Source organism: Solitalea longa (genome assembly GCF_002920915.1).
GTDB lineage: Bacteria > Bacteroidota > Bacteroidia > Sphingobacteriales > Sphingobacteriaceae > Solitalea > Solitalea longa.
On record NZ_PQVF01000016.1, the window covers coordinates 14,865 to 33,169 of the forward strand.

The window sequence follows — 18,305 nt, forward strand, 5'->3', positions numbered from 1 at the left end:
TCTAATGAAAATTGCCTTTTCACCAACTGATCATAATACTAATAAATACTCCAAAATTTTAGTTGAGTTATTAGAAGATCATAAGATATATGCATATCCATTGCATAAAGTTCTTACTCAATTTGAATTATTTCGAAGTGTTAAAGTTTTTCATTTGAACTGGTATGAAAGCCTGTATTCAAAAAATGTTTTTGAAAAAACTATCGAATTTATAAGAAAAATTATAATACTTTTTATTTTAAAAATATGTAGTAAGAAAATTATATGGACAATGCATAATAAAATTCCACATGAGGGGACGCTTTTGATTCTAAGTAAATTTCTTATTAATTTATTAACAATCTTTTCCTCTAAAATTATTATACATAGTAAAATTTCTAAAGATTTTCTATCAATTTCAAACCAAAAAATTAAGTCAAAAATAGAATATATCCCACACCCTAATTATATTAATATATACGGAGGAAGTAAGAGGGAATGTGAAACTCATTCAAGAGATAAACTGAATCTATTATTTATTGGAGCAATAAAGCCATATAAAAACATTGAACTTCTTATTGATGTTGTAAAGATATTTTATGATGATATAAATTTAACCATTGCAGGGAAGCCGTCTGATGATATATATAAGCAACATCTTTTATCCTACTCAGCTGATATTAAAAATATAGCTCTTCATTTAGAATTTATATCCGATAATGATATAAGCAGCTATATTAAAAATTTCGACTTATTAGTTTTGCCATATGACATTCAAAGTAGCTTAAATTCTGGTACAGTTATTCTAGCTTTCTCTTACAATAAATCCGTTATATGCCCCGAGATAGGTACAATATCTGATATACAGGAAAAAAATCATTTATTAACGTATAATTATACTAACAATAGGGAGCATACTTTCCAGCTTATGGAAAAAATAAAATATGCTATAAACCTAAAAAAAGATAATCATACTGTTTTTGAAGATTGGGGAAATCACATGTTTAACTATGTAAACATAAATAATGATAAAAAAGATGTGGTTGCAAAGCTTGTGAAGGTATACGACCAAGTGACTTCAATATAGATTAACCCTACAAACATTTTACGAATTACAAATGCCAGATAGTAATATAAATAATGAGATTTTTTACTCAATAATTATTCCACTCTATAATAGAGAACATTTAATTGCTTCAACAATAGAATCGGTACTCACTCAAACTATAGAGGAAAAAATTGAGGTAATTGTTGTTGATGATGGCTCAATAGATAATTCCGCAGTAGTTGTAAACGGGTTTCAAGATCCACGTTTAAAATATATATATCAAAAAAATTCCGGAGCTACTGTTGCTAGAAATACAGGTATAAAAGCAGCTCAAGGTAAATACATAGCATTTCTTGATTCAGATGACAAATTTCTACCAGACCATCTTTCAAATGCTAAGACAGCTATTCAATATAATCCTGATTGTGTTATTTACAGCCCAATAATAATTGATAGAGGAAATGGTAATCAGTTTATAAAGCCCCCAAGAGCAATTCAAGCGCACGAACCAATGTCAGAATATTTATTATGTTATAGGGGATTTATCCCTACTTGCACGCTGGTTCTTCCTACTTATATGGCAAAAAAGGTTCTATATAGAGAAGGCCTTCCTTATGGTCAGGATACAGATTTTGCAATTAGATTATTTAACGAAGGTGCAAAATTTCAAATGCTGCCAGCGCCAGGAGCAATTTGTCTTGATATTTACGATTTAAACCGTGTTTCATCTAAATACACCTCAGAATCAAGGGAAGCTTGGCTTAGAAGTGTTCGTCATATTATTACGGATCGAGCATATAAAGGTGATCTTGGTTGGGTTGTAGCAAAAGGATTTGCAAAAAAAGGAAGAATTGACAAGTCCTTATATCTGTACTTACAAGCATTATTTAAAAAATGCTATAATCCTAATTTAGCATTTGTAATATTTCTTCAAATATTTCTTCCTGATCGTCTTTTTCGAATATTTGCTGACACCTATATAAATATCAAAAAGACAAGAAAGTCAATTAATATGTTTTTGGGAATATCCCGCTAAATAAATTATTGCTTTTTTATATGAACAAAACTAAGCCTTGGAGTAAAATAATCTCGAAAACTGCCAATTTCAAATTAAAAAAAGGAGTTACTTCATTTATTAATCCTTTTTCAATGTTATTATTAATAAATGAACATTTAATTGCAGAAGAAGTAGACCAATGGTGCATTGATGGTATTTCCTTAGTTAATAAACTAAATAAAACGTTGAAGTTAAAATATACGCGATACAGTTTCGATGAAACTTCCTTGGCCCCAAAGATTTTCCAATATGCAAAAGAAAATAATTTAAGAATAGCATTAATTGGCACAAAAGAAGAATATATAGCAAAAGCTGTCAATAATATTGAACAAAAACACAATGTAAAGATATATTTCACTAGAAACGGATATTTCAATTCAGATTATGAAAAAGAAAAATGTTATCAAAAAATTCTAGATCTTAAAGTTGACCTTGTTATATGCGGTATGGGTACTCCATACCAGGAAAGGTTTTTAATTGAGTTAAAAAATAAAGGGTGGAATGGTTATGGATTAACTTGTGGGGGGTATTTACATCAAATGGCAAAAAGTCAAAACTATTATCCTGTATTTTTTGATAAATTAAACATAAGATGGATATATAGAATAATAGATGAACCTAAGCTCTTTAAACGATATTTTATTGATTACCCAAAATTCTTTTTTAGGTTTTATTTTTTTAGAAGATCTTTATAGCATTAGTTTTCCATAAGCTAGATATTTTAGCACTATATATTAGATTATAGAATTTAGATTTCGCCACTTTAATTTTAAAAGGCGAATCCCTTTTAAAATATATACTTGTTCTCAATGGTTTTAACTAACTAACAATTATGTAGAATATATCCTAAATGAGGTTAAAAACAATAATGCTTACACCAAACTATTTAAAATACTCATGATCCAGATGAAGCTTTTTTCAAACCATAATTGGTAATTCAAAATTCAATAGTTGCACAAAAATTAATATTACTTATACTGAATGCGGTACAAGTTCCTCTTCTAGTAATACAGAAAAGTACTTTAATTATTTAGAAAATAATTTTAATGTTCAAAGGTTGTCATGGTGAGTCTATGCCAGTTTTTGCCAGAAATTTGCTTGTAGCAAGCTTTGGTTCTTCGAAGCGTTCGTTTAGCTTCACTTCGAAGCTCTAATAAAACAGAAAACTTTATCTGGCCGAGAACACTGTTGTTGTTTGCGTTGGTAAAAGAAATGACGGAAGTCGATGTTCAACTATTCCTCAAAGTAAAACTATTGTAGCAGCATGGTTTTGAAGTGATGAATAAATATGAATAAAAAAGCGGGCACCCCTGCTTTTTTGATAAAAGTCTATAAAGGGACAAAAAGACGTGTTGAATGTCCAAAGCAGAGGGACACTCAAATTTATTAACTTCTTGTAGATCACTTCGATTCTATTCAAAAAAAAATATAAGCTTGCCACTCAAAGTGTTTTTGTGAAGTCTTTATCTCATCATACCTTTGAACATTAAACTTCAACCATTTAAACTACTTTAATTAATGAAAGGTATAATACTCGCCGGAGGGTCTGGCACACGTCTCCATCCGTTAACATTGTCAATGAGCAAACAGATGATGCCTGTTTATGATAAACCAATGATCTATTACCCATTATCAACTTTGATGATGGCGGGTATCCAAGAGATCTTAATTATTTCAACACCTCATGATCTACCTAATTTCGAACGTTTACTTGGTGATGGTTCGCAACTAGGTTGTAAATTTTCCTATGCAATTCAGGAACAACCAAATGGTTTAGCTCAGGCATTTGTTATTGGGGAAGAATTTATTGGTCCTGATCCGGTTGCGCTGGTCTTAGGTGATAATATTTTTTATGCAAACGGTTTAACTGAATTATTGCAAAGTTGTAAAGAACCTGACGGAGGAATTGTGTTTGCTTATCATGTATCAGATCCGGAGCGCTATGGAGTAGTTGAATTTGATAAGGAGCAAAATGCAATTTCTATCGAAGAAAAACCTCTGCAACCGAAATCAAATTTCGCAGTGCCAGGACTGTATTTCTATGATAATGATGTTGTCGAAATTGCCAAATCATTGGCACCTTCAGCTCGTGGAGAATACGAGATAACCGATATCAATAAAGAATACTTGCGACGCAAAAAATTGAAAGTTGGTATCATGAATCGTGGTACTGCTTGGTTAGATACAGGTACTTTCGCTTCACTTATGCAGGCCGGACAATTTGTTCAGGTAATTGAAGAACGCCAGGGTTTAAAAATTGGCTGTATTGAAGAGGTTGCTTATCTAATGAATTTCATTACAAAAGAACAACTTAAAAATATTGCTGAACCATTGAAAAAAAGTGGTTATGGGCAATATTTACTTAATGTTATAAAAGAACGCGAATTATTTCAGTCAGAAATTATACTAGGATAGGCAATGAACATATTAGTAACAGGAGCAAACGGCCAATTAGGTAACGAATTAAGGTTATTGGCAAAAAAAAGCCAACATACATTTTTATTTACTGATGTATCTGAATTGAATATCTGCGTGCCAGAAGCAGTAAATCTGTTTTTTAAAATTAATAATATTAATGCATGCATCAACTGCGCAGCCTATACGGCTGTTGATAAGGCTGAAACAGAGCAAGAGCTTGCTTATGCTATCAATGTAACTGGTCCAGAGAACTTAGCAAAAGCTTGTGCTGCGAATAATGCAGTGATGGTTCAAGTTTCGACAGATTTTGTTTTCAATGGAACATCTTCAATTCCTTATACTGAAGATGTTCAAATTGATCCATTAAGCATTTATGGCAAAACCAAGGCAGAAGCAGAACAATTGGTATTGACCTTAAATTCCAAAACCTTTGTTATTAGAACAGCTTGGTTGTATTCCACGTTTGGAGGCAATTTTGTAAAAACCATGCTCCGCCTTGGTAATGAACGACCTGAGTTAGGCGTTATATTTGACCAAGTTGGAACACCCACCTACGCAGCTGACTTAGCAAACGCAATTTTATTTATGTTGAATAAGGACAACCCTCAATATGGAATATATCATTACAGCAATGAAGGAGTAGCTTCTTGGTTTGATTTTGCAAAGGCCATTTTTGAATATGGGAATCTTACCCCAAAGGTTAAATCTATTCTTACATCGGATTATCCGACTCCAGCCAAGCGTCCTCATTTCAGTGTAATGGACAAGAAAAAAATAAAAAAAGAATTTGGAATAGAAATTCCTTACTGGAAAGATAGTTTAAAGACCTGTTTAGAATTGATTTAGTCAATGAAAAAGATATTAATTACGGGCGGAGCCGGATTCATAGGTTCGCATGTGGTTCGCTTATTTGTCAATAAGTACCCGAACTCAACTATTGTAAATCTTGATAAACTGACCTATGCCGGAAATCTGGAAAATTTAAAAGACATCGAACAAAAACCCAATTATCGCTTTGTAAAAGGCGATATAGTTGACGCTACGTTTATAAATGCACTCTTTCAAATAGAACAATTTGATGCAGTAATCCATCTGGCTGCCGAATCGCACGTAGATCGTTCAATTACAAATCCTCTGGATTTTGTAATGACTAATGTAATAGGAACGGTTAATTTGCTAAATGCTGCAAAGCATCTCTGGAAACCTGTTATAGGAAATGAGATGACCGATAAACGCTTTTACCATGTTTCGACAGATGAAGTGTATGGTACATTGGGGGAAACAGGAATGTTTACGGAGAAAACAGCTTATGACCCACATAGTCCGTATTCGGCCTCAAAAGCAAGCTCCGACCATTTTGTAAGAGCATATGGCGATACTTATGGTTTACCGGTAGTAATTTCAAATTGCTCCAACAATTATGGTCCATTCCATTTTCCGGAAAAACTGATTCCTCTTTGTATCAACAACATTAAGAACAATAAGCCACTTCCAATATATGGCAAAGGTGAAAATATACGTGATTGGTTATTTGTTGAAGACCATGCAAGAGCAATCGACGTTATTTTCCATGATGCTAAAAACTATAGCACCTATAATGTGGGTGGGCATAACGAATGGACAAACATTGATGTGATCCGATTACTTTGCAAGATTATGGATCATAAGCTAGGTCGTTCAGAAGGTGAGTCAGCAAAACTAATAACTTTTGTTAAGGACCGTGCCGGTCACGATCTTCGTTATGCCATTGATTCAACTAAACTTCAAAATGAATTAGGTTGGAAACCATCCCTTCAATTTGAAGAAGGTTTGGAGAAAACTGTTGATTGGTTTTTGGAAAATATAGAATGGTTGAATAATATAACAACTGGAGAATATAAAGAATATTACGAAAAACAGTATTAGCCCTGTAGTAAAGATTGATTTTAGTCTTGCTATAAAGGCTTTTCTGAAAATTACATTTTTTATTGGTGTCTCACTAATTCAACAAAACGCGTAAAGTGTTCAACTTTACGCGTTTTGTTTTAATTCCCCGCTCCTACTAATTAATCCTAAGTTATTGGTTTGCCCCTTCGATCCTCGGCTACGCTTGGATTGACAGCTTATGCCACACGCTCATGCTTCGACTACGCTCAGCATGACAGGGACGCTCAGCATGACAGCCAGGCTCAGCATGACAGCCCCGCTCCATGACAGCCAGGCTCATGCTTCGACTACGCTCATGCTTCGACTTCGCTCATGCTTCGACTACGCTCAGCATGACAGCCGGGCTCAGCATGACAGGCACGCTCATGCTTCGACTACGCTCATGCTTCGACTTCGCTCAGCATGACAGCTAGGACGCTCAGCATGACAGCCCGCTCCCTCAACAGCTAATGGCTAACTGCCCACTAATCCACCAACAGCAGGAGGCATGAGCGCAGTCAAATGGGTCAACCTTCCAAAATACTTATCAAATCATTATTAATATAATAGAGCTCTTTACCATCTTTAACAGAACTAAGGATTTTCAGCTCAACCAATTCACTGAAATATTTGGTTAACGTAGTTCTTGAACTGATGCTTAATGTATCCCCTATCAATTTGGGCTTAATATAAGGTTGGCTAAAAATTAATTCATTCACCTCTTTATTGTACCATTTAATTGAGGGTTTAGCATAGCTGAACGTTGCATCCATCTGGGCTAATATTTTATTAATCAGTTGGCTGGTCAATTGGGAGGTTTTTTCCACGGCTTCCAGCATGTACAATATCCAGGGTTTCCATGAACCTCTTTGAGTAACAATCCCTAAGTTATAGTAATAGTCCTCCTTGTTTAGAATAATGTATTTCGACAGGTATAACACCGGTTGTCCTAAAAGACCTTTATTAACCAGGTAAAGGAGATTTAAGATTCGTCCGGTTCGGCCGTTTCCATCCTGAAAGGGGTGAATGGCTTCAAACTGATAATGAGCAATGCACATTTTCAGTAAGGGATCTGCCGGGAATTTTTCGTCATCATTCAGATACTCCAATAAGTTTTCCATCAGACCTTCCAGTATACCTGCACCTCTGGGGGGAGTATAAATGATCTCACCCGCCCTAAACTCACTTTGCCCCCTATTGATCACCGTTAACGATGCGGGAGACCTTAAACCGGCCGTTGAATTTTTTATTTGCCTGAAAATGCCGGTGATGCTATCCAAATCGATCCGGCCTTTATGCTTCATTAAATTATACCCTGCCCACATTGCTTCCCGGTAACGTAACACCTCTTTCGTTCCAATATTGATTTTCGTTTCTTGCAAAGAGTTGGATACAGCTTTATAAAGTTCGTCTTCGGTGGTAAATATGTTTTCAATGGCTGTTGACGCCTTCGCTTCCTGAAGAGCAATGGTATTAACCAACATATAGGGATTAGGTAAGCGTAAAACACTGGCGTTGATCGTAGCCAGGGCCCTTGATGCGGTAACCAACTTTTTTAAAATGTCCACATCATTTTCAATACCGGCATCAGGAGGTAATAAGGGTAAATTATTGAAGGGAAGTAATCGGTCGTAAGCCATATATTGTGTTCATATTTTTTAATAAACTGAACATGTTGCAAGATAAGTGTTTTTTGGGAGTGAGAAAAGAGTACATGTTCATTTTTTACCCCAAAATGAACATGTACTCTGAAAAGTGCCAATAAATGGACACAAAAGCAAACATGTCCACTTTTTGTTATAAAATGAACATGTTTTGTTAAAGTTAGAAGTACAAAGTAAGAAGTACAAAATACAATGTGGCTTGTGCCAACTTATACTTGAAAACAATAAAGCTAGTACACTAACCAGTATTTAGCACGCGTTGCAAATACGCCAGAGCAGGAGAAAAGTAAGAAGTACAAAGTACACCACAGGCTCTTTCGGATTTGTAAATGCTATTTGTCAGACCCTTCGACTACACTCAGGGTGACACATACCAATGTCATGCTGAGCGATGTCACCCTGAGTGTAGTCGAAGCATGAGCGTAGTCAAGAGCGAAGCACGAATCACGGAAGCACCTCACTCTGAGCGCAGTCGAAGAGCTGAAACACGACAAACATGTTCATTTTTTAATAAAAAATGGACATGTTTGTTTCTTTTGTTCATTTCATAACGCTTTCTATAGTACGTGTTCATTTTTGCAATAAAAATGAACATATCCACTTTTTACTTCTGTTAAAGACGGTAAAGAACTGTATTATATTAATAATGATTTGATAAGCCCTTCGACTCCGCTCAGGGTGATAGAAAAATAAGAAGTACAAAGTTAGAAGGACAAAATACAATATGGTTTGTGCTCCGCTAATAACCAACTGCTATTAGCTAACCGCCAACAGCTACTTTTTAACCGTATCCTGTGCGGAAGACCATTCAGGTAAAAACATATGCACAACTCTAATAGTATCGCGTTTTTCTGTTGAACCGTTAGGCCATACATATTGCACCTGCTGAGGAGCAGCTTTACCCTCTTTATTTTTAGCAACGAAAGCGCGTTGCAAGAAATTATACCTGAATCCAATAGTGATCACTCCAAAGGCATCTTTGTATTTATTATCAAAGGCAGGATTGTAGCCATCCAGGTTATCATTAAAACTTAAATTATGCTGATAATTTAAATTGATCGAATAGGGAGTGTCATAATTTAAGCCAAGGAGATTAAAATCTATTCCCAGGTTAATTGGAAGCAAGACAGCCTGTTGTTTTAATAGTACCCCTCCTATTGACTGACTAGCGTCGGGTGCTACTAAATTAGCATTGTTCGTTTGCGTAACAATTGCCCCTGCTCCTATACCTAAGTAAATATGGTACCAGGGCAAGTAAGCGGAACGAAAATCAGGTTTAAAGAAAATACCGCTTTTTATATTCACGCTGGCATTGAATTGGTTAAACAGGGTGTTAAATCCGCGTCCATATTTATCAGGATTTAACTGCGACAATTTACCATGATTGAAATTTCCGGAAACGAAGATGTATGGAGAAATATACATTTCAGCGCTGCCGCCAAAGGCTAAATTAACATCGCTTTGTTGAGTATCCATAAACGCTTTTGAATAACCAATGTTTACTCCCAATGAAAGTTTGTGTTCAGTCATTTGTGCTTTGCCATTTTTAACCAACAAGGCAAGCATGAATACGATAAGAAGAGCTTTTTTCATAATTAAATTGATCAGTTAGAAATAACTAATAGGTATATGAAATAATTAATAGTACAATATCCTATAGTGCTGATATACAAATACTGGGCCTTCTAATCATATTCAGTACTTTATAGGTAAACGATGTCAGGGAGATAGAAAAGTAAGAAGTACAAAGTTAGAAGTACAAAGTACAATGTGGCGAAGTTGAAGCACTGTTCAGAGCAGGGGGCCCTTCGACTCCGCTCAGGGCGCCCTTCGACTCCGCTCAGGGTGACAACAATTGCTGTCATGCTATGCGGTCCAGCCCGTCGGTCATGCTGAGCGCAGTCGAAGCATGAAGCACGAACAGCAGATCCCTTCGACTGCGCTTAGGGTGTTAGAAAAGTAAGAAGTACAAAGTATAATGTGGCCCTTCGACTATGCTCAGGGTGACAACAACTGTTGTTGTCATGCTGAGCGCAGTCGAAGCATGAAGCACGAAGCACTAACAGCAGGTCCCTTCGACTCCGCTCAGGGTGACAAAAAGGAGTGCTGTCATGTTGAGCGGAGTCGAAGCACGAAAAAGCACGAAGCATGAGCGAAGTCGATATTGAATACTAAATTGGATTACACCCTTCGACTCCGCTCAGAGTGACAACAACTGTTGTTGTCATGCTGAGCGCAGTCGAAGCACGAAAAAGCACGAAGCATGAGCGAAGTCGCAGCCTTGGGGCTTTAAAAGCCTTTTGTTATATTGATTGGTACAAAATTCTACCGATGAAGTTAATGTATGTTTATATTCTGCTATGTGCGGATGGATCTTATTATACGGGCGTTACCAATGATGTTGAAAATCGTTTATTGGAACATAATGAAGGAAAGGACGAAAAAAGCTATACGTTTTCACGAAGGCCTGTGCAATTAGTCTTTTGGGAGGTATTTTACACTCCAATGGCTGCAATTGAGTTTGAGAAACAGGTTAAAGGTTGGTCGCGAAAGAAGAAAGAGTCGATTATTATGGATAAGTGGGACGAGTTGAAGGGTTTGTCGGAATGTAAGAATAAGAGTCATTATAAGAATAAAAGGTAGCCCTTCAAGCGCACAAAAGGTGATAGAAAAGTTAGAAGTACAAAGTTAAAAGTACAAAGTACAATGTGGCCATTCGACTATGCTTAGGGTGCCCTTCGACTCCGCTCAGGGTGATAGAAAAGTTAGAAGTACAAAGTTAAAAGTACAAAGTACAATGTGGCCTTAGGACTATGCTCAGGGTGCCCTTCGACTCCGCTCAGGGTGACAATAACAGTTGTTGTCATGCTGAGCGCAGTCGAAACATGAAGCAAAAGCACGAACAGCAGGTCCCTTCGACTCCGCTCAGGGAGATAGAAAAGTAAGAAGTACAAAGCTAAAAGTACAAAATATAATGTGGCCCTTCGACTATGCTTAGGGGGCCATTCGACTGCGCTCAGGGTGACAGAAAAGTAAGAAGTACAAAGTTAGAAGTACAAAGTACAATATGGCCATTCGACTGCGCTCAGGGTGTTAGAAAAGTAAGAAGTACAAAGTTAGAAGTACAAAGTACAATATGGCCATTCGACTGCGCTTAGGGCGCTAGAAAAGTAAGAAGTACAAAGTTAGAAGTACAAAGTACAATGTGGCCTTAGGATTATGCTCAGGGTGCCCTTCGACTCCGCTCAGGGTGACAATAACAGTTGTTGTCATCATGAGCGCAGTTATGCTGAGCGTTGTCATGCTGAGCGCAGTCGAAGCATGAAGCACGAACAGCAATACCTTTCGACTGTGCTTAGGGAGATAGAAAAGTAAGAAGTACAAAGTTAGAAGTACAAAATATAATGTGGTCCTTCGACTATGCTTAGGGAGCCCTTCGACTCCGCTCAGGGTGACGACCATTGCTGTCATGCTAAGCGGTCCAGCCCATCGGTTATGCTGAGCGTTGTCGAAGCAGGGGGCACGAAGCACAAACAGAAATACCCTTGGACTGCGCTTAGGGCGCCCTTCGACTCCGCTCGGGGTGCCCTTCGACTCCGCTCAGGATGACACAAAAAAAGGATTGCCAAAAAATGACAATCCTTGTATGATAGGGTCTTATAACCAGAAAAGATTATCTCCAGCTATAATATACTTTTTCCGGTCCAAATGTATAGCGTAAACCGATAGTAAGGATATCAAAAGCATCACTATACTTATTGTCAAAACTAGGATTATAGCCGTCGATATTATCGGTTAATCCAATGCAATGCTGCATATTCATATTGATCTCAATAGGGGTCTCTAATCCAAACTCATTAAACTTGAAGTTTATACCTGCGTTGATCGGTATAAAAGCATTGGTTCCTGAGTATTTAGCGGCACCAATAGGTGAAAAACCACCATCAACAGTAATATTATTATACTCATTCATTTTACTTGAAACCATACCTATACCGGCACCGAAATAGATATTATTCCAAAAACCATGGGTTTCTTTCCACCATGGATGAATGATCTCACCAATACTCATATTTACTGAGCCTGAAATTGTAGAATAATCACTTACAAATGCTCTGCCGTATAGATCGGGAGTCATTTTAGAGAATTTACCGTCGTTATAATTAAGACTGAAATTGGTGAATGGAGTAAAATGGTACTCTGCAGATAGCCCTAAGTTAAAATTCACATCTCCGTTGGCAGCATCCATATTGGCACGTGAAGCTCCGGCACTTATGGTAGCTGAAAAGCGGTTATATCTGAACTGTGCCGAGGCCGAAAAACAAGTTATAGTAAACAATACTAGCAAAAGAAGGTACTTCTTCATGATCTTAACTTTGGTTTAATTATTATGGGGTTGAAAATATAGCTTATTTATATGCTTTACAAGCTTTTTAATTATTCTTAATGAAATTTGCTAAAATAACTCTCTATAAACAACAAGTATTTAACTATTAATTAATAAACGCATCAACAAACACGTAACTCGTTAACAAACAATGGGTTACAATAAATTACTTGCATAAAATTAATTTTCAAAATACTCACTAATTAGTATTTATACTTAAATTCTTTTTTATAGTTTCGAAAATCTAAAAATACAGGAAAAAGCTCCCAGACCAATCGAATTTTAAATGACAAATAGGTACTCTTCTTATTTAAAAGGGCTCAATATTATTATTGATTTTATACTGCTAAACCTATCTTTTTATGTAGGTTATGTGATCACTAATGATAGCTGGTATTGGGAAATAACACCCGGCCATAACCTTACCCACATCATTTTGATGAACCTGGTATGGTACCTTTCTTCTCACAGCTGTCATTTATACACAGATGTTTTCACAAGGGAAGCTGTACCCATTTTTAAATCCGTATTGAGGTCATTATTTGTCTATGGTTTAATAATGGCATTCCTGCAAAACAACGTTTTATTTTTACCCTATAATTACAAGACCCTCGTATTAAGCTTTGCATTCTTTGACTTTTCCCTTATTGGTTGGAAATTGATATTTCTTTTACAACGCAGGCCTCACAAGAACTCATTAACTCAATTTAGACCGGTTGTAATCGTAGGAACAGGCAGAAATGGCTTAGATCTATACCATTACCTGAACAACAATACTTACTTAGGCTATAAAGTGTTGGGCTTTTTCAATCACGAAGGAGATGGTTCCAGAATAAAAAACAATATAAATGTTATAGGCAAAGTCGATGAATGTATTGAATTTGTACGGAGACAAAATATTGATGAGATCTTCTGCGCTTTACCCGATGAAGATTTTCATCATATCAATAAACTCATGCGCGATGCCGATCGTTATTTGATCCGGTTTAAACTCGTTCCTGATTTTAAAGACCATTTTAAGAAAAATGTGATGGTTCAGCTCTATGGGCATCTGCCTGTACTGAGCCCTCGTATGGAGCCCCTGGAAAGCAAAGGTCATCAGATCTTAAAAAGAGGCTTCGATATTATCTTCTCTTTATTTGTAATTGTCTTTATCCTGAGTTGGATAATTCCCATTCTTGGCCTGTTTATTAAATTGGAATCTCAAGGGCCGGTATTCTTTCGCCAGATCAGGTCGGGAAAAAATAACAAACCTTTTTATTGTCTCAAATTCAGAAGTATGACTGTAAATAAGAGAGCTAACTCATTACAGGCTACAAAGAATGACAGGCGCATCACCAAAATTGGCAAATACCTCCGAAAAACAAGCCTGGATGAACTGCCCCAGTTTATTAATGTATTGATGGGAAATATGTCGGTTGTTGGCCCGCGACCCCATATGATAAAACATACCAAAGAGTACTCAGCGATCATCGACAGATTCATGATACGCCATTTCCTTACACCAGGCATTACCGGCTGGGCCCAGGTTACAGGTTTAAGAGGGGAAACCAAAACACATAAAGACATGGAGAAACGAGTGGAAGCCGATATCTGGTACCTCGAAAACTGGTCTCTCCTGCTTGATTGTAAGATTATTTTCATGACCGTTTACAATGTCTTTAGAGGCGACAAGAAGGCCTTTTGATTTCAACCATACCATGCATAAAAAATTACTTTTACTATTTGCTTTTATACTTCTAAGCTTTACCTCGCTATACGCCCAACAACAAACGATATATCTTAACAGGGATTATAATAGAACTATTGAAAGAGAATTGCTTTTAAAGCAAAAGACCTATCATAGCAATATGCGCCCGTTTTTATATAGCAATCTTGATAGTTTAATCGCTATTGATTCGGCGGTAAATGCCTATTTCAATACCGATACGGCAAAAAAAAGGAACTGGTTCTTAAGAAAACTATCACAAGAGCATTTAGCCCAAGTAAACCAATCGAACGTAAGGATCTATGCCGATCTGCTGTTTGATTTTAACATGGGGAAAGAGTTAAACCAGGGAACTATTTTTACGAACACCCGCGGGGCCCAATTAGGTGGAGACATTGGTAATAAATTTTCATTCTACACGGCTATAACGGAGAACCTTTCTAAATTTCCGGAGTATCTAAATAAATATGTTAGAGAACGAAAAGTAGTTCCGGGCCAAAGTGTGGCCAGAATTAGTCCCGATGGCAGCGTAGACTATGCTGTTCCTTACGGTTACATTAGCTATACGCCTAATACTAATTTCAACTTCCAGTTGGGTCAGGGTAAAAACTTTATAGGTGATGGCTATCGTTCCCTTTTCCTTTCAGATGGCAGTTATACCTATCCGTATTTTAAGATCACGACTACTTTTTGGAAAATTAAATACACCAACCTTTGGACCCAATATATTGATGGCAGTGAAGGGTTAAAGGTTACCAGCAAAACAACCTTCCCTAAAAAATATGCTTCGTACCAGTTCCTATCCTACCAGGTTAACCGCCGGCTGAATCTGAACTTCTTCCAGGCCTTAGTTTGGCCACAAGATAGCACCGGTGGTAGCAGTGTTGAATGGGCCTATATCAACCCGATCATCTATTTTAATGCACTTAACTTTAATATGGGCTCGCCGGCAAACTCTTTAATGGGTTTAGGATTTAGCTATCAGTTAATGAAAAGTCATAAACTATACGGTCAATTGCTGATAGATGACTTTAACTTAGGAAATCTGTCAAAACAGGGTGGCACCTACTTTCAGGAAAAATATGCCTACCAATTGGGCTGGAAATACTTTGATGTGTTGAATGTTCCCAATTTATACTTTCAGGCGGAGTTCAATCGTTCCCGACCTTACGTATACACGCATAGAACACTAAAGATAAACTATACCCATTTCAATGAACCTTTAGCACATCCATTAGGAGCTAACTTTAATGAGTTGATACTTATTGGGGCGTATAAGTTCAGAAAACTGGAACTGAACGGCAAAATGAACTATGCTACGTATGGTGCCGATAACAATGGAACTCATTATGGAAAAAACATTTTCCTGTCTGATATCGATTCCCAGTATGGCCAAGATTCATTTGGTAACAATACAGGCCAAGGCATTAAGACAAAGCTTAGCAACTTACAAGCTGATCTGAGCTACCTCGTAAATCCTAAAACAAACATGAAATTGTGCTTAGGTTTATCGAAAAGAATCGAATCAAGTTCCATCGTTTCTACTAACTCAACTATGGTTTATTTCGGCATTAAAACGGCCTTAAATAACTTCTATTACGATTTTTAAACCAAGGTATTATTCTGTTCAATAGCTTTTAGCAACATTGGTTCAACAGCGCTATCAATAAGGCCTTTTAAGGCTTTTAAGTGCTTTTCATGGTGCATATCAGTGCCAACAAAGTCGATAAGCTCTTCGGTTAGTAATCTTAACCCGAGAGCTTTTTGTTTTAAACCATAATAGCCCGTTACAGAGTTGAGATTCAGTTGAAGTTTACAACCAAGCTCTTTAAAGCGGATCAGGCGTTCATGGCTTTGTAAGTAATAATTATACCGCTCGGGGTGAGCCAGCAAAGGAGTATAGCCTTTGGTCTTCAATTCGAAAATTACCCGCTCAATAAGCAATGATTCCTGCATAAACGACATTTCAAATAAAACATATCGTTCCTTTCCAAAGCATAACAATTCATCATTCTTGAGCAATTCGAGAAACTGCTCATCAATAAAATATTCTGCTGCGGCATCAAATGTTATATCAATATCCATGTTTTCAATGGCAGCACGAACCTCATCACGTCCTTTAAGTATGGTATCCCTGGTATTCGGATACATATCCATCATCACGTGAGGTGTTGTTATAATATGCTTATAACCTAAAGCATGTAACTCCGTTAAATAATTAACAGTGGTAGGCAAATCCGGAGAACCATCGTCAATCCCGGGGATGAGATGTGAATGAATATCAACCTTCGGGAATGTAAAAGGTAATCCAGTTGTAAGCGTTTTATTTTTCTTATTAAAAAGACCGAACATACGGGCGAAACTACGAAATGTATATAAAACAGAAAAGGGAACGCCCGAAGGTATTCCCTTTAATATTTAAAGATTGAATCTTTGAGAAATTATTCTGCTGATTCGGCAGCTGGAGCTTCTGTAGCAGGTGCTTCAGTGGCAGTTTCAGCTTTTTTAGCTTTACCGCTACCTGCACGACGACGAGTAGCTTTTGCTTTCTTAACTTCTACTTTACCTGCAGAATAAACAGTGTTATAATCTACAAGCTCGATGAAGCACATTTCAGCGTTATCACCCATACGATTACCAGTTTTGATAATACGAGTGTAACCACCGTTACGTTCAGCAATTTTAGTAGCTATTTCACGGAATAACTCAGTAACTGAGTCTTTATTCTGAAGATAGCTAAATACTGTACGACGATTGTGAGTCGTATCAGATTTTGCCTTTGTCATTAAAGGCTCTACATAGGTGCGTAAAGCTTTAGCTTTCGCCAATGTAGTAGTGATTCGTTTATTTAGAATCAAAGAAGAAGCCATATTCGACAACATCGCTTTGCGGTGCGCGTCGGTTCTTCCTAAGTGATTAACTTTTTTACCGTGTCTCATTTCTGTATGCTATTGAAGCCTGACGTCTGAAGTGTTCGAAGTCTTCCTTTAATTTGAAGTCAGCACTTCTGTGACTTCGGACCTCCTACTTCGTACATCGGATAAATTTTATAAATCCTCGTCTAATTTGTATTTAGAAAGGTTCATGCCGAAGGTTAAACCTTTCGACTTAACTAATTCCTGAATCTCAGTAAGTGATTTCTTACCGAAGTTTCTGAATTTTAACATATCAGCAACATCGTAAGTAACCAACTCGGCAAGAGTTCTGATATCAGCTGCCTTCAAGCAGTTCAATGCACGTACAGAAAGATCAAGATCCTGAAGTTCGGTTTTCAAAATCTTACGCATGTGTAAAATTTCTTCATCCACTTCTTTTGATTCTTCTTTAGCTTGAGTTTCAAGCATAATACGTTCGTCAGAGAACAACATGAAATGCTGAATCAGGATTTTAGCAGCCTCTTTAAGAGCTTCTTCAGGGTGAATTGAACCGTCGGTAACAATATCCAATACTAATTTTTCATAGTCGGTTTTTTGTTCAACACGATAGTTTTCAATCGAATACTTCACATTTTTAATAGGAGTATAAATTGAATCGATCGCGATAACACCTACGTTCGCATCAGCCGATTTATTTTCTTCAGCCGGAACATATCCTCTGCCTTTGTTTACTGTTAACTCTAATTCAAGAGTTACCTCAGTATTCATATTGCAAACGATGAAATCAGGGTTTAATACCGTAAAGTTGCTTGAGAACTTAGTGATATCACCTGCTGTAAAAGATTCTTGTCCGTTGATTACTACGAAAATCTTTTCTGAGTCGCCACTTTCGCCGGTTTTTTTGAAACGTACCTGTTTCAAATTGAGGATGATTTCGGTAACGTCTTCCACTACCCCTTTAATGGTAGAGAATTCGTGCGAAACGCCTGCAATTTTAACACTGGTAATTGCGTAACCTTCTAAAGATGATAATAAAATCCTGCGCAAAGCATTTCCGATTGTTACGCCAAAGCCAGGCTCTAACGGACGGAATTCAAAGAGACCTTGAAAATCGGTCGCTTTTTGCATGATTACTTTGTCAGGTCTTTGAAACGCTAAAATTGCCATTTGAGATTTTTAAACTTATATAATTAGTTAAGCGTTAATTTACAATATTGATGGTTATTTGCTAATATAGAATATTTCTTGACAAATAACCATCAA

Annotated in this window: 16 protein-coding genes; 10 read left to right on the forward strand and 6 right to left on the reverse strand. The window is 36.9% G+C overall.

Translation table 11 applies throughout. From position 1 onward, the window contains the following. Positions 1 to 4: 4 nt before the first annotated feature. The 6 genes from C3K47_RS17555 to rfbB all read left to right on the forward strand — a co-directional run bounded on the left by C3K47_RS17555 (position 5) and on the right by rfbB (position 6,407). The gene (locus C3K47_RS17555; RefSeq protein WP_103790474.1) at positions 5 to 1,066 is read left to right on the forward strand and encodes a glycosyltransferase; all 1,062 of its coding nucleotides are present in this window, start codon (positions 5 to 7) and stop codon (positions 1,064 to 1,066) included. Between the two features lie 31 nt (positions 1,067 to 1,097). Next, the gene (locus C3K47_RS17560; protein WP_103790475.1) at positions 1,098 to 2,063 is read left to right on the forward strand and encodes a glycosyltransferase family 2 protein; all 966 of its coding nucleotides are present in this window, start codon (positions 1,098 to 1,100) and stop codon (positions 2,061 to 2,063) included. A gap of 20 nt (positions 2,064 to 2,083) precedes the next feature. Then, positions 2,084 to 2,779, forward strand: coding sequence for a WecB/TagA/CpsF family glycosyltransferase (locus C3K47_RS17565; protein WP_103790476.1), 696 nt, complete (start codon positions 2,084 to 2,086; stop codon positions 2,777 to 2,779). Between the two features lie 823 nt (positions 2,780 to 3,602). Continuing rightward, on the forward strand, positions 3,603 to 4,499 hold the full coding sequence (gene rfbA, locus C3K47_RS17570) for a glucose-1-phosphate thymidylyltransferase RfbA (protein WP_103790477.1): 897 nt from the start codon (positions 3,603 to 3,605) through the stop codon (positions 4,497 to 4,499). A 3-nt stretch (positions 4,500 to 4,502) separates the two neighbouring features. Then, positions 4,503 to 5,348: a dTDP-4-dehydrorhamnose reductase gene (rfbD, locus tag C3K47_RS17575; RefSeq protein WP_103790478.1), complete on the forward strand. Its 846-nt coding sequence runs from the start codon at positions 4,503 to 4,505 to the stop codon at positions 5,346 to 5,348. Between the two features lie 3 nt (positions 5,349 to 5,351). Then, a complete protein-coding gene (gene rfbB, locus C3K47_RS17580; protein ID WP_103790479.1) occupies positions 5,352 to 6,407 on the forward strand; it encodes a dTDP-glucose 4,6-dehydratase in 1,056 nt (351 codons plus the stop codon). 527 nt (positions 6,408 to 6,934) lie between these two features. On the opposite strand, the gene C3K47_RS17585 is transcribed toward rfbB, so the two are convergent. Together C3K47_RS17585 and C3K47_RS17590 are read right to left on the reverse strand one after the other, a co-directional pair. Then, complete coding sequence (locus tag C3K47_RS17585; RefSeq protein ID WP_103790480.1) at positions 6,935 to 8,047, reverse strand: Fic family protein; 1,113 nt, start codon at positions 8,045 to 8,047, stop codon at positions 6,935 to 6,937. Between the two features lie 798 nt (positions 8,048 to 8,845). Then, on the reverse strand, positions 8,846 to 9,664 hold the full coding sequence (locus tag C3K47_RS17590) for a porin family protein (protein ID WP_103790481.1): 819 nt from the start codon (positions 9,662 to 9,664) through the stop codon (positions 8,846 to 8,848). Positions 9,665 to 10,297: 633 nt separating this feature from the next. On the opposite strand from C3K47_RS17590, the gene C3K47_RS17595 reads away from it, so the two are divergent. Both C3K47_RS17595 and C3K47_RS19620 read left to right on the forward strand, forming a co-directional pair. Then, positions 10,298 to 10,714: a GIY-YIG nuclease family protein gene (locus tag C3K47_RS17595; protein WP_243392577.1), complete on the forward strand. Its 417-nt coding sequence runs from the start codon at positions 10,298 to 10,300 to the stop codon at positions 10,712 to 10,714. Positions 10,715 to 11,290: 576 nt separating this feature from the next. After that, on the forward strand, positions 11,291 to 11,446 hold the full coding sequence (locus C3K47_RS19620) for a hypothetical protein (protein WP_165784731.1): 156 nt from the start codon (positions 11,291 to 11,293) through the stop codon (positions 11,444 to 11,446). A 298-nt stretch (positions 11,447 to 11,744) separates the two neighbouring features. On the opposite strand, the gene C3K47_RS17600 is transcribed toward C3K47_RS19620, so the two are convergent. Continuing rightward, positions 11,745 to 12,437: an outer membrane beta-barrel protein gene (locus C3K47_RS17600; RefSeq protein WP_103790482.1), complete on the reverse strand. Its 693-nt coding sequence runs from the start codon at positions 12,435 to 12,437 to the stop codon at positions 11,745 to 11,747. Between the two features lie 307 nt (positions 12,438 to 12,744). Between C3K47_RS17600 and C3K47_RS17605 the strand changes: the two genes are divergently transcribed. Continuing rightward, positions 12,745 to 14,145, forward strand: coding sequence for an undecaprenyl-phosphate glucose phosphotransferase (locus C3K47_RS17605; RefSeq protein WP_165784732.1), 1,401 nt, complete (start codon positions 12,745 to 12,747; stop codon positions 14,143 to 14,145). 13 nt (positions 14,146 to 14,158) lie between these two features. Beyond that, positions 14,159 to 15,775, forward strand: coding sequence for a hypothetical protein (locus C3K47_RS17610; protein WP_133159413.1), 1,617 nt, complete (start codon positions 14,159 to 14,161; stop codon positions 15,773 to 15,775). Here C3K47_RS17610 and C3K47_RS17615 read toward each other — a convergent pair. The 3 genes from C3K47_RS17615 to C3K47_RS17625 all read right to left on the reverse strand — a co-directional run bounded on the left by C3K47_RS17615 (position 15,772) and on the right by C3K47_RS17625 (position 18,209). Next, positions 15,772 to 16,518, reverse strand: coding sequence for a tyrosine-protein phosphatase (locus C3K47_RS17615; protein ID WP_103790484.1), 747 nt, complete (start codon positions 16,516 to 16,518; stop codon positions 15,772 to 15,774). The two genes, C3K47_RS17610 and C3K47_RS17615, sit on opposite strands and share 4 nt — an antisense overlap. 89 nt (positions 16,519 to 16,607) lie before the next feature. After that, the gene (rplQ, locus tag C3K47_RS17620) at positions 16,608 to 17,105 is read right to left on the reverse strand and encodes a 50S ribosomal protein L17 (RefSeq protein WP_103790485.1); all 498 of its coding nucleotides are present in this window, start codon (positions 17,103 to 17,105) and stop codon (positions 16,608 to 16,610) included. Positions 17,106 to 17,213: 108 nt separating this feature from the next. Beyond that, positions 17,214 to 18,209, reverse strand: coding sequence for a DNA-directed RNA polymerase subunit alpha (locus C3K47_RS17625; RefSeq protein ID WP_103790486.1), 996 nt, complete (start codon positions 18,207 to 18,209; stop codon positions 17,214 to 17,216). Positions 18,210 to 18,305: the final 96 nt, after the last annotated feature.